Annotated in this window: 27 protein-coding genes and 1 pseudogene; 9 read left to right on the top strand and 19 right to left on the bottom strand. The window is 33.5% G+C overall.

From position 1 onward, the window contains the following. Positions 1-93: 93 nt before the first annotated feature. From ACMHJ2_RS13850 to msrA, 6 genes are all read right to left on the bottom strand, one after another. Positions 94-804 carry a LytR/AlgR family response regulator transcription factor gene (locus tag ACMHJ2_RS13850; protein ID WP_413513456.1) on the bottom strand — a complete coding sequence of 237 codons (711 nt, stop codon included), beginning with the start codon at positions 802-804 and terminating at the stop codon, positions 94-96. Next, on the bottom strand, positions 770-1,510 hold the full coding sequence (locus ACMHJ2_RS13845) for a sensor histidine kinase (RefSeq protein WP_413513455.1): 741 nt from the start codon (positions 1,508-1,510) through the stop codon (positions 770-772). The genes ACMHJ2_RS13850 and ACMHJ2_RS13845 overlap by 35 nt, the downstream gene beginning before the upstream one ends. A gap of 35 nt (positions 1,511-1,545) precedes the next feature. Next, positions 1,546-2,949: a nucleotide sugar dehydrogenase gene (locus tag ACMHJ2_RS13840; protein WP_413513454.1), complete on the bottom strand. Its 1,404-nt coding sequence runs from the start codon at positions 2,947-2,949 to the stop codon at positions 1,546-1,548. Between the two features lie 211 nt (positions 2,950-3,160). Further along, entirely contained in the window at positions 3,161-3,574 is a 414-nt protein-coding gene (locus ACMHJ2_RS13835) for a hypothetical protein (protein WP_413513453.1), read from the bottom strand. Positions 3,575-3,688: 114 nt separating this feature from the next. Beyond that, positions 3,689-3,982 (bottom strand): hypothetical protein, encoded by a 294-nt coding sequence (locus ACMHJ2_RS13830; protein WP_413513452.1) that lies wholly within the window; start codon positions 3,980-3,982, stop codon positions 3,689-3,691. Between the two features lie 3 nt (positions 3,983-3,985). After that, positions 3,986-4,519: a peptide-methionine (S)-S-oxide reductase MsrA gene (msrA, locus tag ACMHJ2_RS13825; protein WP_413513451.1), complete on the bottom strand. Its 534-nt coding sequence runs from the start codon at positions 4,517-4,519 to the stop codon at positions 3,986-3,988. A 148-nt stretch (positions 4,520-4,667) separates the two neighbouring features. Here msrA and ACMHJ2_RS13820 point away from each other — a divergent pair, with 148 nt between their 5' ends. Both ACMHJ2_RS13820 and ACMHJ2_RS13815 read left to right on the top strand, forming a co-directional pair. Further along, a complete protein-coding gene (locus ACMHJ2_RS13820) occupies positions 4,668-5,330 on the top strand; it encodes an ABC transporter ATP-binding protein (protein WP_413513450.1) in 663 nt (220 codons plus the stop codon). Positions 5,331-5,387: 57 nt separating this feature from the next. Further along, on the top strand, positions 5,388-6,146 hold the full coding sequence (locus ACMHJ2_RS13815; RefSeq protein WP_413513449.1) for a TIGR02757 family protein: 759 nt from the start codon (positions 5,388-5,390) through the stop codon (positions 6,144-6,146). A 124-nt stretch (positions 6,147-6,270) separates the two neighbouring features. Here the strand turns inward: ACMHJ2_RS13815 and ACMHJ2_RS13810 are convergent, their stop codons facing one another. The 3 genes from ACMHJ2_RS13810 to ACMHJ2_RS13800 are packed head-to-tail and all read right to left on the bottom strand — an operon-like array spanning position 6,271 to position 8,264. Continuing rightward, the gene (locus tag ACMHJ2_RS13810; RefSeq protein WP_413513448.1) at positions 6,271-6,735 is read right to left on the bottom strand and encodes a hypothetical protein; all 465 of its coding nucleotides are present in this window, start codon (positions 6,733-6,735) and stop codon (positions 6,271-6,273) included. After that, a complete protein-coding gene (locus ACMHJ2_RS13805; RefSeq protein WP_413513447.1) occupies positions 6,713-7,819 on the bottom strand; it encodes a hypothetical protein in 1,107 nt (368 codons plus the stop codon). The genes ACMHJ2_RS13810 and ACMHJ2_RS13805 overlap by 23 nt, the downstream gene beginning before the upstream one ends. A 22-nt stretch (positions 7,820-7,841) precedes the next feature. Then, the gene (locus ACMHJ2_RS13800; RefSeq protein ID WP_413513446.1) at positions 7,842-8,264 is read right to left on the bottom strand and encodes a hypothetical protein; all 423 of its coding nucleotides are present in this window, start codon (positions 8,262-8,264) and stop codon (positions 7,842-7,844) included. Positions 8,265-8,533: 269 nt separating this feature from the next. Between ACMHJ2_RS13800 and ACMHJ2_RS13795 the strand changes: the two are divergent. Continuing rightward, positions 8,534-8,793 (top strand): annotated as a pseudogene (locus ACMHJ2_RS13795) (DUF2400 family protein); the annotation flags it as partial. Between the two features lie 251 nt (positions 8,794-9,044). Here the strand turns inward: ACMHJ2_RS13795 and ACMHJ2_RS13790 are convergent. Next, the gene (locus ACMHJ2_RS13790) at positions 9,045-10,835 is read right to left on the bottom strand and encodes a gliding motility-associated C-terminal domain-containing protein (RefSeq protein WP_413513445.1); all 1,791 of its coding nucleotides are present in this window, start codon (positions 10,833-10,835) and stop codon (positions 9,045-9,047) included. An 85-nt stretch (positions 10,836-10,920) separates the two neighbouring features. Here ACMHJ2_RS13790 and ACMHJ2_RS13785 point away from each other — a divergent pair, with 85 nt between their 5' ends. Next, positions 10,921-11,223 carry a DUF2400 family protein gene (locus ACMHJ2_RS13785; protein WP_413513512.1) on the top strand — a complete coding sequence of 101 codons (303 nt, stop codon included), beginning with the start codon at positions 10,921-10,923 and terminating at the stop codon, positions 11,221-11,223. 80 nt (positions 11,224-11,303) lie between these two features. Here ACMHJ2_RS13785 and ACMHJ2_RS13780 read toward each other — a convergent pair whose 3' ends face one another. Beyond that, on the bottom strand, positions 11,304-11,582 hold the full coding sequence (locus ACMHJ2_RS13780) for a gliding motility-associated C-terminal domain-containing protein (RefSeq protein WP_413513511.1): 279 nt from the start codon (positions 11,580-11,582) through the stop codon (positions 11,304-11,306). A gap of 141 nt (positions 11,583-11,723) precedes the next feature. On the opposite strand from ACMHJ2_RS13780, the gene ACMHJ2_RS13775 reads away from it, so the two are divergent. Next, positions 11,724-11,882, top strand: a complete 159-nt coding sequence (locus tag ACMHJ2_RS13775; protein ID WP_413513444.1) for a hypothetical protein — start codon at positions 11,724-11,726, stop codon at positions 11,880-11,882. A gap of 77 nt (positions 11,883-11,959) precedes the next feature. Here ACMHJ2_RS13775 and ACMHJ2_RS13770 read toward each other — a convergent pair whose 3' ends face one another. From ACMHJ2_RS13770 to ACMHJ2_RS13760, 3 genes are read right to left on the bottom strand one after another with little or no spacing between them, the layout of a single operon-like run. After that, on the bottom strand, positions 11,960-12,877 hold the full coding sequence (locus ACMHJ2_RS13770) for a Ppx/GppA phosphatase family protein (protein ID WP_413513443.1): 918 nt from the start codon (positions 12,875-12,877) through the stop codon (positions 11,960-11,962). Next, on the bottom strand, positions 12,878-14,989 hold the full coding sequence (ppk1, locus tag ACMHJ2_RS13765; protein ID WP_413513442.1) for a polyphosphate kinase 1: 2,112 nt from the start codon (positions 14,987-14,989) through the stop codon (positions 12,878-12,880). 3 nt (positions 14,990-14,992) lie between these two features. Continuing rightward, positions 14,993-15,481, bottom strand: a complete 489-nt coding sequence (locus tag ACMHJ2_RS13760; RefSeq protein ID WP_413513441.1) for a SixA phosphatase family protein — start codon at positions 15,479-15,481, stop codon at positions 14,993-14,995. Between the two features lie 164 nt (positions 15,482-15,645). On the opposite strand from ACMHJ2_RS13760, the gene ACMHJ2_RS13755 reads away from it, so the two are divergent. Both ACMHJ2_RS13755 and kdsA read left to right on the top strand, forming a co-directional pair. Next, positions 15,646-16,203: a DUF4199 domain-containing protein gene (locus ACMHJ2_RS13755; protein WP_413513440.1), complete on the top strand. Its 558-nt coding sequence runs from the start codon at positions 15,646-15,648 to the stop codon at positions 16,201-16,203. 16 nt (positions 16,204-16,219) lie between these two features. Further along, complete coding sequence (gene kdsA, locus ACMHJ2_RS13750; protein ID WP_413513439.1) at positions 16,220-17,038, top strand: 3-deoxy-8-phosphooctulonate synthase; 819 nt, start codon at positions 16,220-16,222, stop codon at positions 17,036-17,038. A gap of 31 nt (positions 17,039-17,069) precedes the next feature. On the opposite strand, the gene ACMHJ2_RS13745 is transcribed toward kdsA, so the two are convergent. The 5 genes from ACMHJ2_RS13745 to ACMHJ2_RS13725 form a co-directional block, all read right to left on the bottom strand. Further along, positions 17,070-17,642: a hypothetical protein gene (locus ACMHJ2_RS13745; protein WP_413513438.1), complete on the bottom strand. Its 573-nt coding sequence runs from the start codon at positions 17,640-17,642 to the stop codon at positions 17,070-17,072. Between the two features lie 160 nt (positions 17,643-17,802). Further along, a complete protein-coding gene (locus ACMHJ2_RS13740) occupies positions 17,803-18,744 on the bottom strand; it encodes a siderophore ABC transporter substrate-binding protein (protein ID WP_413513437.1) in 942 nt (313 codons plus the stop codon). Positions 18,745-18,762: 18 nt separating this feature from the next. Beyond that, complete coding sequence (locus ACMHJ2_RS13735; RefSeq protein WP_413513436.1) at positions 18,763-19,521, bottom strand: ABC transporter ATP-binding protein; 759 nt, start codon at positions 19,519-19,521, stop codon at positions 18,763-18,765. Then, positions 19,518-20,465, bottom strand: a complete 948-nt coding sequence (locus tag ACMHJ2_RS13730) for an iron chelate uptake ABC transporter family permease subunit (RefSeq protein ID WP_413513435.1) — start codon at positions 20,463-20,465, stop codon at positions 19,518-19,520. The genes ACMHJ2_RS13735 and ACMHJ2_RS13730 overlap by 4 nt, the downstream gene beginning before the upstream one ends. Next, positions 20,458-21,408 carry an ABC transporter permease gene (locus ACMHJ2_RS13725; protein ID WP_413513434.1) on the bottom strand — a complete coding sequence of 317 codons (951 nt, stop codon included), beginning with the start codon at positions 21,406-21,408 and terminating at the stop codon, positions 20,458-20,460. The genes ACMHJ2_RS13730 and ACMHJ2_RS13725 overlap by 8 nt, the downstream gene beginning before the upstream one ends. Before the next feature lie 411 nt (positions 21,409-21,819). Here ACMHJ2_RS13725 and ACMHJ2_RS13720 point away from each other — a divergent pair, with 411 nt between their 5' ends. Together ACMHJ2_RS13720 and ACMHJ2_RS13715 are read left to right on the top strand one after the other, a co-directional pair. Further along, positions 21,820-22,488: a spermidine synthase gene (locus ACMHJ2_RS13720; protein ID WP_413513433.1), complete on the top strand. Its 669-nt coding sequence runs from the start codon at positions 21,820-21,822 to the stop codon at positions 22,486-22,488. Between the two features lie 103 nt (positions 22,489-22,591). Then, a partial coding sequence (locus ACMHJ2_RS13715; protein ID WP_413513432.1) for a GNAT family N-acetyltransferase occupies positions 22,592-23,693 on the top strand: 1,102 nt, incomplete at its 3' end.

The following is a 23,693-nucleotide window of genomic DNA, read 5'->3' as shown; positions in this document are numbered from 1 at the left end:
ATGGCAAAAGTCTGAAATATATACTTATCAAATCACATCCTTGGGTTCAAAACAAGCTTTCTTGTAATGAACCTTTAATATCTTGTAATGAAACTATATCTTATCTAGGAAATCTGTTTTAAAGGTCACTCCTAAGGTGAGTTCAAGAGGTTTTCCTTGTTCAGTAAACAGTTGCGTTGTGATTAAATCATGACCAAAAAAGCGCACAATTTTTAAGGCAATAATTTCTCTCTTATTAATACGACAAAACTTAGTAGCGGGTAATACTTCAACGAGCTTGTCCAATGAAATATTCTTTGCCATTAAATGTTGATCATTTTCTAGTACAATTTCTTTATCTCTACCATCCTGTTCACTCGTTTTAATATAAAGAATATCATCAAACTGCAAAATTGCCTTTCCTTTATTTGAATTTACGGTTAAGGAAGTCGTTAGTTCTATGGGTTTTAATTGGCGCATTGCCTTTTGGATAGCCCGTTGTAGTCTTTCTTTTTTAATCGGTTTAGCAATGTAATCAATTGCATCTACTTCAAAAGCTTCCAATGCATATTCTTTGTATGCAGTAACAAAAACAACGCCCTTATTGGTCAATAACTGAGCTACACTCAACCCATCCATTCCAGGCATATTAATATCCAAAATTGCCAACTCAAAATCTAAGGTAGGTGCTTCTTCTAAAAAAACAGTGGGATCGTCAAATACTTTAACGATTTCGATTTCGGGAATTTGCTCACATAGCATTTTTAAATACTTCAATCCCAGCAACTCATCATCTAAGAGTATACATTTTAGCTTTGAACTCATACAAATTAATTTTTAAATGCATGGAATGCACTTGCTCATCTTCTGATTTTTCTAACTTATAATAGCCTCCATAGATCAAATGTAAGCGCTCGCGTAAGGCAGACAAGCCATAGCCTCCTTTTTCTTTTCGCAAGGAACCTTTAGATGATTTTTTATTGGAAACCACCAAATCAAACTGTCCATTTTTTAGTTTAAAAAGTATCGTTATAAAAGCATCATTCCCAGTTAAATCGGCGTGTTTAAACGCATTTTCTATTAATTCAACACAAATCAATGGTGCAACTAAGTCTTCCGAATACAGTACTTCAGTTTCCCCTATATTAGAACGAACATCTAGGCGAAAAAGAGGATTTAGCTTTATTTTATTGATATCAATTAATCGCATTGCAAATTCATGCTCTTCTTTCAAGGTCACTAATTTGCGTTGGCTATCGTATAAAATATAATCCAATACACCTGCCATTTTATCTAAGGCATAGTACGTTTGATAGGCATGAGACTGAATTGAATTTAATATATTTTTAAATAAATGAGGATCTAACCTTGATTCTAGATTTTCTAATTGCAGGTACTTAATTTTACTATCAAATAAGTCTTTTTCCTTTTCAAAAACAACTCTTTGTTTATTGTAATGGAATAGAAAATACAATAATATACCAACGATTACTACTAATAAAAAGATGATAAATAGATATAAATACTCCATGTTTTTATCTTTTAATCCTAACGTTTACTGTAAAATTACTCTCCTTTTCCAATTGTATATACTTCAAAACCGATAGCTGTCAATAGTTGATGATCTAATAAACCCCTGCCATCAAATATAAAAGCAGGTTTTTGCATTTGATTGTATATTTTTTGCCAGTCATAGGTTTTAAACACATCCCATTCAGTTAAAATTGCGATAGCATGTGCCTCTTGCATGGCTTGATATGGATCGGTATGTGAGGTTAATTGATTTTCTATTTCGCTTAAACTGTGTTTATTGGTATATTCCAAGTCACTAATCATCTGTTGCTTGGAAACTTTGGGGTCAAAAACATGAATCTGTGCTTGTTCATCAAGTAACTCACTGGCCACATAGATAGCTGCCGATTCTCTGGTATCATTCGTATCTTTCTTAAAAGCCCATCCTAAAAAGCAAATCTTTTTGTTGTTAACGGTATTAAACAATGTGGTTACAATGCGGTCTGCAAATCTTTGTTTCTGGTGGTTGTTCATGTGAATCACTTGTTCCCAATAATCAGCAACTGCCTCTAAACCATAGGATTTTGCAATGTAAACAAGGTTTAAAATATCCTTTTGAAAACACGAGCCTCCAAATCCAACCGAAGCTTTCAGAAATTTGTTGCCAATTCTCGAATCGGTTCCGATTGCCTTAGCTACTTCATTTACATCTGCTCCAGAAACTTCACATAATTCTGATATTGCATTAATGGATGACACCCGTTGTGCTAAAAAAGCATTCGCTGTTAATTTTGACAATTCAGACGACCAAACATTTGTTTTCAGAATTTTGGAAGTCTCAATCCACGATTCATAAAGCGAAGCCAATGCATTCATGGCTTCTATACCCTCTGCAGTTTGCTCACCCCCAATCAATACGCGATCTGGATGTAGTAAATCTGAAATAGCAGTTCCTTCTGCTAAAAACTCAGGATTGGATAAGATTTGAAACTTCACTCCTTCCTTGCCTGTTTGATCTAATATTCGTTTAATTGCTTGTGCAGTACGCACTGGTAAAGTTGATTTTTCCACTACAATTTTAGAAGAACTCGCTACCCTTGCAATTTGACGTGCGCATAATTCAATATATTTTAAATCAGCAGCCATTCCTTTGCCCTTTCCATACGTCTTGGTGGGTGTATTCACTGATATAAAAATGATATCGGCTTCTTCAATGGCTTGATCAATCGCTGTATCAAAAAATAGATTTCGCCCCCTAGCATTAGCTACAATAGCATCTAATCCAGGTTCATAAATAGGCAATTGCGTTAAGTCTACAGAATTCCATGCCGCAATTCTCTCTTCATTAATATCTACTACTTTAACTTGTATATGAGGATTCTTATCAGCAATAACTGCCATGGTTGGCCCACCTACATATCCAGCACCAATGCAGCAAATTTTTTCTATTTTCTTCATGTTTTTTCTTTCAAATAAGCAGCGTTACCGATTATTACAATCTTTATTCTGCTCCAACATCTAACAAATGTACAGTTTTATTAGGAAAATATACTTTTCTTCACTTAGTAATATTTTAATGAAATAAAACGTTTAAAAACAAAAAAAGAGAAGCTTATGGTGAAACTTCTCTTTTTTGTACTTATATACAGTGCTTAAAATAACCTTTTTATTAAAACTCTATTTTAGCAATTTTAAAATCATCCCCTCTTTTAATTAAATGGAATTTTTCAACTGCTGCACTTTTTTCATATTGTACATCATAATCAAATTGAAATTCCTTAATCTTTTCTTTTTTATTTTCATTCGTCAAATCGCCCTCTTTAAAAACAGCTTTTATAATGTGTCCCATTTCCGTATCTCTTTGCTTCAATTTATTAAAAAACTCAGCTTCAGATGTATTTTTAAAAAAATCTACATCGAGATATTGTTTCAAATCCTCGTACTTTTCTTCTCCTAAATTATAATAATACCAACCTATTAAAGTTTTTCCTGCATTTTCATCCCCCAACGCTCTACTGTTTTTTGTTTCCTTACAACTAACAAAAAGCAAAACGCTACAAATAATCACAAATAAGTTCTTCATAAAAACATGTTTTATAGTTAATCAATCCTTTCGTCTATACCCAAACTGTAAATTTGGATACACTTTAAAGTTAAGAAAAATTTATGATTTTAACACAATAAAAAATATTATTTATTAGAAACTTTTCTTCTGAAAATAATAAGTATACACCCACGTTAAAGTAAACGTTGGGATAATATCTAATCCTGGAGATATTTCTTCAATGAAATTGACCAATGCGCCAACTTTACCAATTTTACCTGGGTACATTTTCGCTAAAATAAAGGCGGAAACAGGGGCCCAAATTAAATCTGAAATCTCTCCTAAACCAGGTACCAAATAACTAATCATCCCGATTAGATCCAGAAATATTCCAGTTATCAGTTGCCTTCTTTTTATCCGATTGGTTTGATCCTCGTGCTGTTGCATGTTTTATTCTTTCAATTTGGAAGCGTAATTCTTCTTAAATTTCTCTACTTTAGGTTTTACAACCATTTGACAATACGGATTTTCCGCGCCTTTTCGATCAAAATAGTTCTTGTGGTAATCTTCTGCTACATAAAAAATGGATGCTGGAGTTATTTGAGTGACAATCGGTTGATCAAAAACTTTTTCATCACGCAAAATTCCAATATATTCTTCTGCAGCTTGTTTTTGAGCTTCATCCACATAAAAAATTTCACTCCTATATTGGGTTCCAATATCTTCTCCTTGTCTATTTAATGTAGTTGGATTATGGGTTGCAAAAAAGATCTCCAACAATTCATTATAACTAACTTCATGTTCATTATACTCAATTTCTATGGCTTCTGCATGTCCTGTTTCTCCTGTACAGACTTGTTCATAGGTTGGATTAACTTGGCTTCCCCCAATATAACCAGGTACCGCCTCTACAACTCCTTTTAAACTCTTAAATACGGCTTCTGTACACCAAAAACATCCGCCAGCTAGTATTGCTTTTTTCATTTACTCTTTCCTATTTATTACTACCTAATTAGAATGGTCTAAGTTATTAATAATCATTGGAAGTCTAAAACAATTGAAATATTTTTCCCTTTTTAATTTTTAATTGAGCTAAAACATTGTTATTTTGTAATCGATCAAAGCCATACTTATGATACGAGCAACAAATATTAGAAAATCCTATGACCAATTAGAAGTGCTAAAAGGGGTCGATCTGCACATTAAAGAAAGAGAAATCATTTCAATTGTCGGAGCATCGGGTGCCGGAAAGACAACACTTCTTCAAATTTTAGGAACCTTAGACAAGCCTTCACTTGAAGCTAATAGTTCGCTCTTTATCAATAACACCAACGTTTTACAGTTAAACGATAAGGAAATCTCTAAATTTAGAAATCTAAATTTGGGGTTTATTTTTCAATTCCATCAATTACTTCCTGAATTTAATGCGTTAGAAAATGTATGTATTCCTGCTTTTATTGCGGGAAAAGATAAAAAAGAAACCGAACAAGAAGCCAAAAAATTATTGGATTATCTAGGTGTTTCGCACCGGTATCACCATTTTCCTTCTGAATTATCCGGAGGAGAGCAACAACGTGTTGCCGTAGCGAGAGCTTTAATCAATAAACCTAAGGTCATTTTTGCGGATGAACCTTCGGGAAACTTAGATACCAAAACGGCAGAAAATCTGCACAACCTCTTCTTTCAATTGCGTGAGGAATTTGGACAAACTTTTGTTATTGTGACTCATAATGAAGAATTAGCAGATATGGCCGATCGCAAACTCATTATGACGGATGGTTTGATTGCGAATTAGTCAAAAATACCAAGTACAGACCCAATTGTTATTGGAGTAAGTACCAAAATTATACCCATGAATCAAACAGAACTCAAAGAATTTTTAGACGAGAAAGTATTGCTATACAATAACCCTTCTTTTATTGTGGATGATCCTGTACAAATTCCCCATCTATATACCCAAAAAGAAGATATTGAAATTGCAGGTTTTTTAAGTGCTACCATTGCTTGGGGAAATCGAAAAATGATTATCAAAAATGCACATAAAATGATGGAGGCATTGGGTAATTCACCTTATGATTTTGTCATGAATCACAACGAAGACCAGCTCGAAGCATTGGAAGGTTTCGTACATCGTACATTTAACAGCTCCGATTTTGTAACTTTTGTCCAAGCTTTACAGCATATCTATCAAAATCACGGGGGTTTAGAAGCGGTATTTAGCGATGCTTCCCTTCCTTTACAAGCGCGTATTTCTAAATTCAAAACTTTGTTTTTTGAAATTCAACATCAATCCCGTACACAGAAACACGTGTCGGATCCTTTAAAAGGTTCTGCTGCGAAACGCATTAATATGTACCTGAGGTGGATGGTTCGCCAAGACAATGCAGGCGTTGATTTCGGTATTTGGAAAGGAGTATCTCCTAGTGAGTTATCTTGCCCATTAGATGTACATTCAGGCAATATGGCACGTAAATTAGGGATTCTAAAACGGACACAGAATGATGCTAAAGCACTTTTGGAATTAGATACGGCTTTGCGTGAATTGGATCCTGTTGATCCTGTGAAGTATGATTTTGCTTTGTTTGGCTTGGGGGCGATTGAAAAGTTTTAAAAACAAGTGATGGGGAATGAGCGATGAATTATGGGAGAATTTTCTGATTTAATATCATGTTTTCTTTTAATCAAGCAAAACTTACAACATCACAAAGCACAAAAAAAGTAAAGGAGATTCTACTTTATACTCCTATTTTACTTTCTTTTTCATCTTGCAATAAGATTTTCTGTATGTTTTCTGGCGTTACATTGATAATGCTGTCAATTACCCCTTTGGTCAAGTAAATTATTCCTAAATGAGGCACTAAAGAATCATTGCTACTTTTCTTAGGTTTAAATTGAATAATTGTGCATTGTTTTTCTGCAAAGAAATTGCGATTAATAAAGGTACCTGTATTATTTAATAAAACAAGCTCTTCTACGGTTGGTTTCTTTTTTACTAAATAATCATGAAAATGACGAAGACAATTTCCACAAGACACCTTATTTTCATCTATGATGTAAATTCTCTTTACATTAGGAGATATTGACACTTGATACTTATTTTCTAAGTAGGTTAAGGGGGAGGGTTGATCGCTTTTTTTAGTACATGCAGACAAACAAATGACTAACATTACTAATGCGCTAATTTTCTGTATACATTTCATAAATTATTTGTCCAAATATTTCACTTCTTTTTTCTACCAATACGGTGTCTTTTACTAGAAACACAGAGTTAATATCATATTGTTCTCCATCAAAGACCTTTGAACTCTTTTTTTGAAAATTTTTATCGAAATGAATAATCTCAAAGGAAGATGTTGGCATATTATCCCCATCATAGCTATCATTATCAATACTAACTACTGCAAAAATTGCCTGCGAATTTTTATCAAATAACACATAATTAATATAACTTATTTTTTGTTGCTTATTATTTGTTTCTTCACCAGGAATCCTTTCTTTATCTGATAACAACTGTATTTTTTTTACAATATTTAAATTGTAATCTAATTCATACATATCTCTACCATAAGGGCTATAAAAATAAAAACTATCTTTCAGTTCTATCACTTTAGCTTTAGTAATCTGAGTGCCACGTTCATCAAATATATTTTTTCCAAACTCAATAGAAGTGTGATTTGTAAACAAATTCTGTACACTTAGTAAAACAGCAGCCTCTTTTTGTATTTTGCTCAACTCTTTTTGTTGAACAGCATCTGGTAGATGACTATTAGCTAATTTAAACGCATCACTGGGACTAAATAAAATCGTAGTAGCACATCTATTAATTGAAAAATCTGTATAACAATTATTTCTAAAAGGGACTAAATAATATTCATGGCCTTCTTTTTTTTGTGCAATACTCGACTTTAAAGATTTCGATTTTAAAATAGTTCCACTTCGGTTAATAAGGTAAAACTCATTCTTATCCTCATTTCCAATCGTATATAAAATAGAATCTTTTGTAATAAATTTAATATTATTAGGATTCTTTTTTAAATTTAGATTTATCGTTATAGAATCGACTTTTTTTCCTTTTAAATCAAAAAAAAATACTTGAGGTTGTTCGAGACTATTGTTAATAAAATAAAGTTGATAATTTTGGGTAGATGAATCATAATATACTCCTCTTCCCACAATTGGATGAGCATTGAACCCAACATCCATGGTAATTAATTCCTTCTTTTTACTACATCCCAAAAGAGCTACTATAACAACTACCAAAGTTATAATAGCTCTAAGAGACATATTAATCTTTTTTAGATTCATCTTATTTTACGATTTGAAATCCAATAGTTTTTACTGGTGATTGACCATTTGCAACATGGAAAAACAATTTACTTAAATCTAGGTTCTTAGATACAGAAACTGTATTTCCTTCTTTTACTAGTTCAAAACGAATGTCTTCTAAGGTTTTTGAATATCCTGTTACGGGCCCCAGTGGCACATAAACATCTTCTGGGGCACAACCTCCGTTATGGTTAGTACAATCCCCTAATGAGCTATTCCATAATCTCATAGAGCTTGTTGACTGTTCTAAAAAAGATTTAACCTTTTCAATTCCCTTTTCATCTAGATTCAATTGACTTAAATCTAAATCATTAGATAACGTTTGATTGTTAACAATGGTTGACTTGTTATCTTCTACAACTAAAGACTCATCTCTTTCACAAGATGTAGTCGATATTCCCAATGTAATAATTGAAAATAATAAAAAGCTAATTTTCTTTATTTTATCTTTATTTTAAATTAATTAAGTTAAATATAACATTTAATTTTTAATAAAAAATTAAAATACTTGAATTTTAAATGTTTTTTTACTTAATTATCTTATTTTTTACATTTTTATAGATTAACCATACTAATATAAAACATAGATTAGAAAGTGATTTCATTGCATATTCATACACTAGAAACGCGAATTTAGCATACAAAAATACCATCCTTTTTATCCTGTTCTATATGTACCTGAGGTGGATGGTTCGCCAAGACAATGCAGGCGTTGATTTCGGTATTTGGAAAGGAGTATCTCCTAGTGAGTTATCTTGTCATTAGATGTACATTCAGGCAATATGGCACGTAAATTAGGCATACTAAAACGCACACAGAATGATGCTAAAGCACTTTTGGAATTAGATACGGCTTTGCGTGAATTGGATCCCGTTGATCCTGTGAAATACGATTTTGCGTTGTTTGGATTGGGCGCAATTGAGAAATTTTAGATGGAAGTGGTGCGTTATGAGAAATGGGTTATGGGGAATTCTACCGTAACCGAATCAGTTATCTCATTTCGAAACAGAAGAAATCGCATCCGTTATTCAACACAGTATTTCATACTGCATTGCCGGATATAAAGGATGCGACTCTTTGTCCCCTCAGGGACAAACTGGGTGTGTGATAAGCTGAATGAAGACGGATGGACGCACCACGTACTTAAACCATAGCAAACCGCACAAAAAACAGACCTCTTCTACTAATACACCAACTGTACCCAACCTGAAAGCATCTCTCCTTGATTTGTTACAATCTGATAAAAATACGTTCCACTAGGCAGTAACGTATTACTCGAATTCGTTTGTCCAAACCACTCGTTTCTATAGTTTTTCTTATCGTATACTTTCATCCCATAGCGATTGAAAATTTGAAGAGAAACTCCTCCAAAATGACTGAGATCAAACGTATCGTTGAAACCATCGCCTTGAGGTGAAATACCTTTTGGAATTAAACACAAATTTTTGTTTTCAATTTCTATTGTGTTCGTGGAGATACAGCCGAAGATGTTAGTCATACTTACCGTTATTCTATTTTGAGTCTCACGCAGTAGATTAGCATACCTAGATAAATTAACTAATGGAGATAATTCCTCAATTGTTATATCGTTTATCTGCCATTGAAATTGGTTAGTCAAATCTGGATTCACCACTTCAACATAAAGCCCATTTTTGGTACAATAAGAATTCAATAAAGGAGTACCTATTCGCTTAACTTCTACTGTTGCTTTTATAGGTACAGTACAATCATGCCCTACTGGGGTAAAGGTGTATGTCGTTGTTTGCTGGTTGTCAATAGCAGGTGTCCAAATACCAGAAATTCCATTATTAGATAACTCTGGTAAAACCAACGGACTTCCTGCACAGATAAAAGAAGGAAGGGTAAACTCAGGCGTTAGTACATCAACTACTTCTATCATAACCCTCGTTTTTAATCCACAAGAACCAACTTCAGGGGTGAACGTATACGTGGTAGTTTTTTGATTGTTTACTTCAGGAGACCAAGTACCTTTTATTCCATTTTCTGAAACACCTGGTAAGGTAAAAGTTGTTCCCTTACATACGGTTGTTTCTAAATCAAAAATAGGCTCAATATAAGGTTCAATAATTTCAACTGTTAACGTTACTTTCTGTAACTCTGGATTATCGGGCGTAAAAGTATAAGTAGTTGTTTGTTGATTGTTAATTGCTGGTGACCATGTACCTATATGACCGTTCTGAGATTCTTCTGGTAGTGTAAAAATAGCTCCTTTACAAAAGGGACCTATTGGTTGAAAAGATGGTGTTAAGTCTATAATTGAAACATCATCTATATAATAATAAGCGAACATAGCCATTTCAAAAGGAGCAGTTAATTCAGCTGTAGTGTTAAGCCCATTAAAAAAATTTCCAATGATAAAATATTTTAAATCTGCGATTTGTGGGGTGAATTCCAATTGAACTAAATGCCAATTTTGACTATCATTAACCACCGTCGTATAATTCGCATCAGGATTACCTTCAGGAATAATATCTACTGTTTCGACATATTTATTTTGAAAAAATTGGATGCCAAAATTATTAGCTTTAAAATGACTCCATACCGCTAACATTACATAAAATTTTATTCTATAAGTATGTCCCGGTAGTAAGGGAGTAATCAATTGACCTTCAATAAATTCAGAATTCGGAAATGTATTTGGATCTCTTCCCCCAATTACTTCTTGATTAATATACGTTACGAAACCTAACATGGTACTACCAGTTCTTGGCCTTTGAACTCCTTGATAAGAACAACGCTCAGGAAAATTTATATTGTAAATATCAGAAGTTCCAAATGGTGAATTCCAATACTGAATGGCATTTGAAAATGCTTCATATGATTGATAAAGATTGCATTGTAACTGATCTACATTTACATCTTCAAAACTGGGATTAATCACCAAATTTTGCTGCCCATATAAGGCATTGATATAAAAACAAAAGAAAACAGCGATGCAAACAAAATATCTCATAGATTCCTGATTTAATAGATAAGCTATAAATATATGTTAATTTTAACAGAAAGTAAAATCTACTTCAAAGTATTCTTTATTTCATATACCCACTTTTATCCCTACCATTTTAATTATCCAATTCTATATGTACTTGAGATGGATGGTGCGTAATGACAATACAGGCGTTGATTTCGGAATCTGGAAAGGAGTATCTCCTAGTGAGTTATCTTGCCCACTAGATGTACATTCAGGTAATATGGCACGGAAACTAGGAATACTAAAACGCACACAAAACGATGCTAAAGCTCTATTGGAATTGGATACAGCTTTGCGTGAACTGGATCCTGTTGATCCCGTAAAATACGATTTTGCGCTGTTTGGACTGGGAGCGATTGAGAAATTTTAGATGGAAGTGATGCGTTATGAGAAATGGGTGAAGGGTTATGAGAAATGGGTTATGGGGGAAATTTTCTAAATAAAAACAATCTACCAAAAAAACAAACCTAGCAAAGAGCAAACCTCACCTCCTAATACATCAACTGAACCCCAACCCGAAAGCGTCTCTCCTCTATTCGTTACGATATGATAAAAATACGTTCCATTAGGTAGTAAAGTATTACTCGAATTCGTTTGTCCATGCCATTCATTCTTGTAGTTTTTCTTATCGTATACTTTCATCCCATAGCGATTGAAAATTTGAAGAGAAACTCCTCCAAAATGACTAATATCAAACGTATCGTTTAAACCATCGCCTTGAGGTGAAATTCCTTTGGGAATTAAACAGAGGTTTGTATTGTCAATTTCTATTGTGTTAATGGTGATACAAACCCGAGGTATTAGTTATACTTATCGTCACGCTATTTTGAGTATCACGCAGTAGATTAGTATACCTAGATAAATTAACTAATGGAGAAAATTCGTCAATTGTTATTTCGTTTATCTGCCATTGGAATTGGTTCGTCAGATCTGGATTCACCACTTCAACCTAAAGCTCATTTTGAAAACAATATGAATTCAATTGTTTTATTTTATAGGTCTAAAAAAAAGGATGCAAAAACAAGCTAAATATCAACTTTTTTTGGCATCCAATAATTTTGTTTAATAAATAAACCATTCGTTTAGGGATAACTAAAAACTTCTATTTAATAGGCAATAGTTTGATAATCTAAGGGGATTTGCCCAAAGTAAATCGCCTTAACAATACCATCCGAAACGCCTATTTTAGGTACATAAATTTGTTTTGCACCACTAGCTTTCATTGCAAAGCTATAAATTCTCAAAGCTGGAATGATTACATCTGCCCGATCTGGATTTAATCCCAAAATAGCAATACGCTCATCATAGGTCATCTCAGATAACTTCGTTAATTGTTGATTTAAATATAGGTAGGACATCGGCTTATCCTGACTCTTTCCAGACATTTTAAAAGCCTTATTGATATTTCCTCCTGAACCAATAACAATCAAATCATGGAGTGTTTTTGTTTCTTCTCTCACCCAATTTTGAATATCATTCCATACACTTTTAGGGACCATATCGTTTAACAGTCGGACCGTTCCATTGCGAAAAGATTTAGATGCAATGGGTTTTCCTTCTTTAAAAACGGTGAACTCTGCGCTACCTCCTCCTACATCAACAAACATAACATTTTTGGTTTGATTGATGTAATTTTTTAAATCCGTAGAAGCAATAATCATCGCTTCTTTTTCACCATCAATAATATTTATTTTTATTCTTGACATTTCAAAAACAGCTTCTGCTACTTCTTGTCCATTATCCGCTTCACGCATAGCGCTTGTTGCACAAGCCATAAAACGCTCTACTTTATTTACTCGCATCAAAAGATAAAAAGCTTGCATAGCTTCAATCATCCGCTGCTTGGATTCTGTGCTAATCTCACCTTGAGTAAATACATCTTGTCCTAAACGAATAGGAACGCGAATAAGGGAACTTTTATTAAAAACGGGATCCTGTCCTTTCGTTTCTACAATATTCATAATTAACAAACGCATCGCATTGGAGCCAATATCAATAGCTGCATATTTTTTAATCTTTAACATCTATTCAGATTTTAGTTTGTTCAAATAATAACGATACATTTCTCTTTGTGATCGATAGTCCTCTTCTCCTTCTCTTTTTCTATATTTATTAGATAAATCACCAGATTGAATGCGCGTTTTTACATTGCCTTTCCAGCCTATTTCAAAGGTTTCTATCAATTCTTTTTTGATTCTATCATCGTAAATTGGACAGGTTACTTCTACGCGTTCATCCAAATTACGGGTCATAAAATCCGCAGATGAAATATATACTTCGGGGTTGTCATTATTTCCAAAAATATAAATGCGCGAGTGTTCTAAAAATCGATCTACCACACTAATCGCTTCAATATTTTCACTCATTCCTGGTATACCAGGCACTAAACAACAGATCCCGCGAATGATCAATTGTACTTTTACACCTACCTGACTTGCGTCGTACAAGCGATCTACCATTCTCAAATCGGATAAACTATTCATTTTTAATCGGATGGAAGCAGGTAACCCACTTTTGGCATTTCGAATTTCTCGATCAATCAATTTATAGAATCCTGATCGGGTATAATGGGGCGAAACCAACAGGTTTTTATACTTGTGTACTCGGTAGTTAACTTGTAGAAATTCAAACACTTTAGACACATCTTTCATAATTTGATTGTGTGCCGTTAGCAAGGTAACATCGGTATAAATCTTTGCTGTACTCTCATTGAAATTTCCTGTTGAAACAAAGCCGTAGCGTTTTATTTTTTTGTTTTCCAAGCGTTCAACCACACAAATCTTACTGTGTACCTTTAGCCCTTTCACTCCAAAAATAAGTTGTACGCCTTCGGATTGCATGAGTTCTGAATAATAGATATTACTCGCTTCATCGAAACGCGCTTGCAATTCGATTTGTGCGATTACCTTTTTTCCATTCTTCACTGCATTTATCAAAGAACTGATAATCTGTGAGTTTTTAGCCAAACGATACAGCGTAATCTTAATTGACAATACCTGAGGATCCAAGGCTGCTTCTCTTAAAAAACGAACGAGATAAGAAAAAGACTGATAAGGGGTATAGATTAAGTAATCTTTCTTTTGTAATTGTTGAATAATACTATCTTCCATATCCAAATCAAGAACGGCTGCTGGTATTTGCTTGGGATACGTTAAATCCGAACGTCCCAAGGTTGGAAAGCCCATGTAATCACGTCGGTTGTGATAACGTCCTCCAGGGATAATGCTGTCATTCATCTCTATTTCAACATTTTTGAGCAAATAGTCCAACAAATCTTGATCCATTTCTTGATCATAGACAAAACGAACAATTTCTCCTTGTTTTCGATCTCTTACTCCACTGGATATTTTTTCAACAAATGACTTATGCAAATCGGTGTCTTCGCCTATTTCAGCATCGCGCGTAATTTTAATCATAAACGCTTTTTCCGCTTTATAATCGAAAATTTTAAAGATTGAAGCTAAGTTATACCGGATAATATCATCAATCATAATGATGTATTTCTTATCATCATCCGAAGGAAGTTCTACAAAACGCTTAACAATATTGGGAATTTCAATAATTGCATACTTAGTTCCTTTTTCGCGTTTATTGGCTTTACTCCTCTTGCTGCGCAACTCTTCATCTACTTCTAATTTCACCGCTAGATAACCATGGGTATCTCTCAGTAAAGGGAAAGGCGCTAAATCACTGAGAATTACCGTTACTAAGTCATGAGAAAGTGTATGTAAAAAATAATCTTTGACGAATATTATTTGTTTGTCATTGATTGTTTTCTCGTTAAGTATAAAAATGTTCTCTGCTTCTAGTTGTTTTTCTATTTCCGCAAGAATACGCAAACTTTCATTTTGTAAGACGATGACGCGATTGGTAATTTGCATCAATAAATCTTTGACCACTACTCCACTTCCTAATTTTCGATTGCTTTCGCCCGTTAAAACCATTCGGCGAATTGTTGCATAACGCACGCGAAAAAATTCATCCAAATTATTGGAGAAAATTCCAATAAAACGCAGACGTTCAAGTAAAGGTACTGATACATCCCCGGCTTCTTGTAGAACTCTTTCGTTGAAAGCTAACCAGCTTTTCTCGCGATCAACATAATAATATTTAGGTGTTGCAGTAGTTGTATTCATTTTTTATTTTAAATCTCTTGGAAAAACCTTACTTATTACAGTTCCGTTTTTAATCCCTTTCCAATCTTCCTGCGGAAAGTCCATAACGACTACTCCCGAAGTTGGAACATTATCAATCGAAACCATACCAAATTTATTAACAAAATCTGTGATTGCATCATTATGTCCAAAAATAATCAAGGCCTTATGCATATTTTCACATTTCTTTATGCTTCGTGCCAATTTCTTGACATCAAAAGTATAAATATCTTCTTTTTCAATGACATAAGCAGGGTTTATTTCTAAGTTCTGACAAAAAATTGTAGCCGTTTGTTTCGCTCGTTTAGCTGTACTTGTCCAAACGATAAATCGATCTGGTAAAAGTGGGGCAATTGCTTGCGATACCAAAAGTGCATCTTGTACACCTCTTGTTTTTGATATAGGTCTATTTTTATCTTCGGTAATCGTCTCCCAACACGATTTGGCATGTCTAATTAAAATAAGCGTTTTCATAACTAATTATTTTTTTTTACTATAATAATTTATAAAATAGTGGTTATTTTATTTCTTTCCCTTCTTGTTCTTCTTAAATCTAAGAAAAAAAATTAGAAAAAAATATATTTTACCCTATAAAATAAAAACTTTACTTTTGAGCTATTATATTTTAAGCTAATACAATGAAAAAATTCTCTATTGAATTCAAATGGGCAGCTCTAGCGACATTAGCAGCTTTAATTTGGATGTTTATAGGAAAATCACTGGGGTTTCATGCTGAAAAAGTACGTTTTGAAGTATTACATGAAATGCTATTTAGTTTTCTTCTCTTTATTTTTTATTGGTTGGGTATCCGACAAAAGAAAAAAGAGTATTACAACAATGTGATACAATGGCAACAAGCTTTTATGACTGGTTTGGTGATGTGTATCATGATTGCCCTATTCTTTCCTATTGTACAATTCATTACCTTTAATCAAGTAAGTCCTCATTTTATGAAGACCTTAGAGCTTGCTTTGATCAATGATGCAAAGATGACCATTGAAGAGGCACAAAAGAATGCTTCTTTTGACTTATTTTTAAGAAATGGCGTGATGAATAATTTGTCATTTGGTGTTATCTTTACTACTATCATTTCGTACTTTTTAAAAACCAAGAATTACGATCAAATAAAAGCCGCTGCACAAAAGCCCGAAATGGTCAAAGTGAAAAATAGAAAAGGCAAAACGAAACGAAAATAATGCTAAAAACGAAACTATGAATATTAAAAATATACCTCAAATAAAAAACACGGAAGCCGATAATTTCTTTTTATTAGCTGGTCCATGTGCTATTGAAGGAGAAGATATGGCGATGCGTATTGCCGAGCATATCATCAAGGTTACAGATAAGTTAAAAATTCCGTATGTATTTAAAGGTTCATTTAAAAAAGCCAATCGCTCAAGAATAGATAGTTTTACTGGAATTGGCGATGAAAAAGCATTAAAAATTTTAGCTAAAGTAAGCAGAGAATTTGGTGTGCCAACGGTAACCGATATTCACGAATCTTCAGATGCTGCTTTAGCAGCGGAATATGTTGATATTTTACAAATTCCTGCCTTTTTAGTACGCCAAACGGATTTAGTTGTAGCTGCTGCTAATACAGGAAAAGTAATCAACCTGAAAAAAGGGCAATTCATGAGTCCTGAGAGTATGAAACACGCTGTACAAAAAGTATTGGACTGCCACAATGAAAATGTAATGGTAACCGATAGAGGAACGATGTTTGGCTACCAAGATATGATTGTGGATTATAGAGGTATCCCTGCCATGAAACAATTTGCGTCTACGGTATTGGATATTACCCATTCTTTACAGCAACCTAATCAAGCGAGTGGCGTTACAGGTGGACGTCCTGATTTGATTGAAACGGTTGCTAAAGCTGGAATTGCAGTAGGTGTTGATGGAATTTTCTTAGAGACACACTTTGATCCTGCAGCGGCAAAAAGCGATGGAGCCAATATGTTGCATTTAGATCACTTTGAAAACTTAATGACTAAATTAGTTGCAATTAGACAAACTGTTCGTCAGTTTTAAGTTATAAAAAAAGGATGCTGAGCATCCTTTTTTATTTTATTTTAATTTCTTTAATAAGAGCAGTCATTGGAATTGCTTTAATTTCTTGGTCTTGTAACAAGAAAATATAATCCGTTGTTTTTCCAATTAGAATGCCTTCACTTTTAGAATTATCACCGAAAGTAATTGCGATAGGATTTTGTGTAACAACCGATTTATTAAAATGCTTCGCATAAATATCTGCTCCTAAAAAAAGATACAACACAAAGACAAAAATCCCCATAACATATTTTTGTCTTTGATACCATTGCGTTAGGTCCATTTTGAACAAAAATTTAGAATAAGAGTCTGGATATTTTTTATGCCAAAAAAGATCCAGTTTATAAATCAGCGCTGTAAGTAAGATTGTACCCAAAGTAAATAACGCAATATTAAAATCACCGAAAGGAGCTATTAAGAAATCAAAAAGTCCGGCATAATCAAAAATATTGATGTGAAATAAAATATACTTTTTGTAATTAAACAACATACCAATTGCTACTGCAAATAAATAACCTACCGTAAGTAAGGTTTGTATATCCTTAAATAGCTTTTTGAATATTGATTTTGAGAACTGTTCATCCATATACTGTTAGATCAAATTAAAGGATCTCTTAGCTTAAAATTGTCTTGCTAATTTAAACAAAAAGTCGCGGGGTTAAACCGTATATTTCATTTAAAAATAAAAACGAGTTAGCATTACTTGATACTAACTCGTTTTTAATTGAACGAAATATCGCTTTTACTTATTGAGTAATTGCATTTTCAATTTCTTCGATCATCATTTTGATTGATTTCAATCCGCCACCAGATAAATACCAAGTTTCAGGATTTAAGAAAATAATTTTATTGTCCTTGTACGCTTTGGTTTGTTGAATCAAAACATTTGCAAATTCTTCTTTTCCTAACGTGGCTCTTTTAATTGCTGCACCACGATCAATTACAAAAATATAATCTGGGTTTAATTCCTTAATTAATTCATTAGAAATAACTTGGCCATGTGTAGCAACTTCAATATTTTCATCCACAGGCTTTAAACCAAATACATCGTGAATAATACCAAAACGCGAGCCTTTACCATACGAACTTAAACGGCCTTCATTTGCCAAAACGATTAGAGCTTTTTTATCCGAATTTTCGGTCGTACTTTTTATTTTAGCAATTCGATTATCGATATCTTTTAGTTCTTGTTCAACCTGTTCTTCCTTGCCAAATAACTGACCAATAATACGTTGATTTTTCTTAAATGAATTCATATAGTCTTTCGTATCCACATCCAAATTAATGGTAGGTGCGATTTTTGAGAACTCGTCATACATTACAGCTGTACGTGCTGAAATAATAATTAATTCTGTATCTGTGGCATTAATCTTTTCAGCATTCGGATCTTTAATTCCTCCAACATTTTCGTATTCACTAGCCTTATATTGCTCTAAATAAGTAGGTAAATTTGCTCCTGGAACTCCTTTTACAGGAATACCTAATTCTTCAAATGTATCAAGAATACCGTAGCTTAATACAACCGTATTCTTTGGGTTTAGATGAACTTCTGTAGTTCCTGATAAATGATCAACAGCAATTACTTCTGTCGTTTCGGTTGTAGCATTTTTTTCTTCCTTTTTTGTTTCCTTGCAAGAAACAAACAAAAAAACCGAGGCTGCTAAACAGCTAACTATCAATTTACTCATAACGATGTTTTTATATAATTATTTAAAATAGACACATACCTTATGATCCCCGTTATTGATAATTTGCATATCAATATCGAAGACCTCTTTCATTTTTTCTTCCGTTATCACTTCATCCGTAGGGCCAAAATACAGGATTTGATGATTTTTAACAGCTGCGATATAATCTGCATAAGCCGCTGCATAATTAATGTCATGCACCACAATAACAATGGTTTTATGGTATTTATCGGCTAATTCGCGTAGGATTTTCATAATTTCGACGGAGTGCTTCATGTCTAAATTATTCAGCGGTTCATCCAATAAGATATATTCTGTATCTTGAGCTAGTACCATAGCGAGAAAAGCTCTTTGTCGCTGCCCTCCGCTTAATTCGTCAATAAACTGATCTTCAATCTCTTTCAATCCCATGAAAGCAATGCTTTCTTCAATTTTTTGATGGTCTTCTTTTTTCAATCTTCCTTTCGAATGTGGAAACCGACCAAAAGAAACGAGCTCTTTTACTGTTAAGCGAATATTGGGACTATTACTTTGTTTTAGAATAGCGAGGCGTTTTGCAAAGTCTTCATTCGAATAGCTTAAGACTTCTTTATTCAATAAATTAATTTCTCCTTTATCTCTCGCAACCAAACGGCTTATAATAGATAATAAGGTACTTTTACCCGTACCATTTCCTCCAATAAAACACGAAATCTTTCCTTTGGGAAAACTTACACAAACCTGATTTAAAATCAGTTTCTCTCCATATGATTTCGATACTTGGTTTACTTGAATCATACTTTATTGCTTTTTAACAGTAAATAAATAAAATACACTCCTCCTACAAAGTTTATAATAATACTTACCGTTGTTGTCATATTAAATACGTGTTCCACCAGATACTGCGCTCCAATAACTGTAACGGAAGTCAGCAAGCAACAGGTAAACACAACTAATGCGTGGTTATTTTTCTTTACAAGTTCATAGGTTAAATTGGCTACCAAAAGACCTAAAAAGGTAATGGGTCCAACTAAAGCCGTAGAAACGGCTACCATAATGGATATAAAAATCAAATTAGTGCGTACTACTTTATGGTAGTTGACACCTAGACTAATGGCGTGTTCTCTTCCTAAACTAATAACATCCAGTTGCTTAAAATATCGAACACCATATAGCATAGTGAATATTAGAATTACAGCAGAAATTCCTAAAATCTTTAAGTTAATGCGTTCAAACGAGGCAAACATAGCATTTTGGATCATTGTAAATTCATTGGGATCAATCAACAACATGATAAATGAGGCCCCACTTTTAAATAGAGTTCCAATCAGAAGCCCAACTAATAGTAAGGTATACAGTCCCTTACTTTCTCTCTTAAATATTGCAAAATACATAATCATGGCAAATCCCATCATCAAAACAACAGACAAAACAAAGTTCCATTCCGAACTTAAAATCTGAAACGTTTTATCTCCATACCACAAGACAATCAGTGATTGCAACAACAAATAGAAAGCATCAAATCCCATAATGGAGGGCGTTAAGATTCTATTGGCTGTAATCGTTTGAAAAATCACAGAAGAATATCCTATAGCAAAAGAAACCAACAACATGGCTAAAACTTTAAATCCACGTCGGGGCAATACATACTCTAGTTTTGTTCCCGTAAACGTGAACATATAAACAGCAATACTGAGGAGCAGTGCAACAACTAATACAACTATCAATTTACGTTTAGGCATGTTTTGTCTTTTTAAGGATTAAATACAAAAACACAACACCTCCAACTATACTCACGGTTAGGCCAATAGGCACTTCATAAGGGGCAATTAAGGTACGGCTGATTAAATCGCAAATCAATAAGAATATAGCACCTACTAGCGCGGTATAACTTATCGTTTTACGAAGATTATCACCAAAAATCATACTTACCACATTGGGAACAATTAAACCTAAAAAGGGAATAACGCCTGCTGTTAGTACGACTACTGTGGATGTAATAGAAACAAAGACTAAGCCTAAATACATGATTTTCTTTGGATTCAGTCCCAAGCTTGTAGCGGCATCCTCACCTAGACCCACAATAGTAAATTTGTTTGCATAGCTATAACATAGAATAACAACTAAAACACCGAGGTATAAAATTTCATAGTTCCCTTTTAAGATAGAAGAAAAATCTCCCATCATCCATCCATCCATATTTTGAACAAGATTGTAGCGAAAAGCGAAGAAAGTGGCTATAGCACTTACTATATTTCCAAAGACAATTCCGATTAAAGGAATAAAAATTACATTTTGTACTTTCATTTTACTCGCTAAACGCAGAAAAACAATACTTGCCAGTAAAGCAATAGCAAAAGACATAGCCGTTTTTACGGCGATTCCCCCATTGGGAAAGAGAATCATGCTAAATAAAATACCCATTTTACAAGCATCGAGTGTTCCCATAGTCGTGGGAGAAACAAATTTGTTTAAGGAAATCTGTTGTACAATCAGCCCCGAGATACTCATTCCTACTCCTGCAATTAATACAGCAAGGGTACGAGGTATACGACTGACAAAAATAACAAGTAACTCATCGCTCGTTAAATTGTACAAATCAAATATAGAAATCTCTTTAACCCCTACAAAAACGGATAAAAAAGCAAGCACAATCACTATAAGAACTAATAACATTCTTATCATAAACCTCTTATTTTTATTTAGAATAAAATTAAATAACAAATATAGGAAACTACACTCAAGAGAAAAAACTATTTTATTTTTGGCAGTAGAATTCTATAAAATTCCATTTTCATATAAGCAACAGCAGGAGTTTAAACTAAGAAAGCTCTAATTTTTATTATTAATCTTATAGAATTACGCGAACTTTCGCTTTCAATTACAACGAATATCCTAATTCGTACAAAAGAACATTTCTACTTAATCTCTAGATAAAAGACAAGAAGCTTATCGAAATTTAGATCAAAAAGGAGAACACTTTGGCAGTTCGAAACAATTTCTGATTCGTATTGTACTGGTATTAACAAAGCTACTCTGTGGTTTGGCACTTCTTTTTTTCCTGTTATCTTTGTGTAAATTGACTTAGAAAAAGATATGCTAAAAAAATGGTTAAGCTACCTCTCACCTATTTCTGTAAAAAAAGTTACTTCTTCGGTTAGCACAAAATTGGAGATTACGTGGCAAAAAGGGCAATTGGTATTAGACACTAAAAACACCAACTATTCGTATGGCCAATTGGCGCATGTTTTTAAACGCGGGCTAAAATTCATTGGTTATCACAAAATTAAAGCCATGGATGAGGTACTCAATTTAGGCTTAGGTGCTGGCAGTACGGTGCATTTACTTCGGAATGAAGTCAATTTCACTGGTTTTATTACCAGTATCGAAATAGATGAGGCGATTTTATTTGTTGCTAAAAAATACTTCAATGTAGACCAATACAAGGAAAACCACCAAATTCTGCACATGGATGCTTTTGAATATGTGTTAACCTGTAAAAAAAAGTATGATTTAATTATTATTGATATTTTTCAAGACACCTATATGCCTTCCTTTTTGTTTGAGGCTTATTTTGTACAACACCTTCAAACTATTCTGGAAACCAATGGTTTTATAATTTTTAATACGATTCTGCTTACTCCAGAAGATGAGCAACGCAATGAAAGATTCAAACAACTCTTTGATGCTACTCTATTTTCTGTTCGACATCTACCGACCTCTTTAGAACACAACCAAATTATCACTATTAAACGACTGATTTAATGCAAATTAACAAATCTCACCTTATTCTTATTGCTATTTTGTACTAGATTACGCTATAAAATTTAGTATTTTTATACCGATTTTAGATTCAAATTCAAAAAAAATGATTGAAGTAAAACAAGCTATTACTCCAAGGGAAATCAAAAAATTTGTCCAATTTCCTTTTACACTATATAAAGACAATCCGTATTGGGTACCCGCTATCATCAAAGAAGAAGTAAAAAGTTTTGATCCCTCCAATGCTATTTTCAAAACAGTTGATGTTCGGTTTTTTCTTGCGTATAAAAACAACAAAATAGTAGGCCGAATTGCCTGTTGTATTAATTGGGTGGAAGTAAATGATTTGCATAAGCCTAAAGTTCGATTTGGTTGGTTTGACTTTATTGACGATATCAATGTAAGTAAAGCCTTACTTGCAGAAGTAGAAAATTTTGGCAAGCAGAACAACATGCTATACATGGAAGGTCCGATGGGATTTTCTAATATGGATAAAGCAGGGATGCTCACCAAGGGATTTGATGTTTTGGCTACCATGATTGGTTTATACAATTACGAATACTATCCGCAACACCTTTCGAAATTGGGCTTTGTTCCTGAAGCAGAATGGATCGAATACAAAATAGATATCTCCGTTTTTGAAGAAGAAAAAATGGCAAAAATGGCAGATATCGTACAAAAGAGATTTAACGTTAAACCGCTGAAATTTAAGACTACCAAAGAGCTTATGCCTTATGTGGATGAAATGTTTGCTCTACTCAATAAAACGTATGCCGATTTGCAGAGTTTTGTTCCTATTGAACCCTTTCAGGTTGAGCATTATAAAAAGAAGTACTTGCCTTTTATTCATCCTGATTTTATTTCGTGTGTGATGGATGAAAACAACCAAATGATTGCCTTTGCTATTACGATGCCTTCGTTTTCAAAAGCATTTCAAAAAGCAAGAGGAAGGTTATTCCCCTTTGGATTTATTCATTTGCTTCAAGCAACTAAAAACAATGATCGCGCAGAATATTATTTGATTGGCATCGATCCTGCTTTTAGAAATAAAGGAGTGACTGCTATCATCTTTGAAGAAATATACGCCTGCTTCCAAAAACACAAAATCAAACACATCGAGACCAATCCTCTCTTAATAGAAAATATCAAAATTCAACAATTGTGGAAGCATTTTAATCCAGAAATCCACAAAGAACGCAAAACATATA

This window comes from Myroides odoratus (assembly GCF_965118575.1).
In the GTDB taxonomy this organism is placed as follows: domain Bacteria; phylum Bacteroidota; class Bacteroidia; order Flavobacteriales; family Flavobacteriaceae; genus Flavobacterium; species Flavobacterium odoratum_B.
The sequence above is the reverse complement of the archived record's forward strand: the minus strand, read 5'-3'. Positions and strand labels throughout refer to the sequence as shown.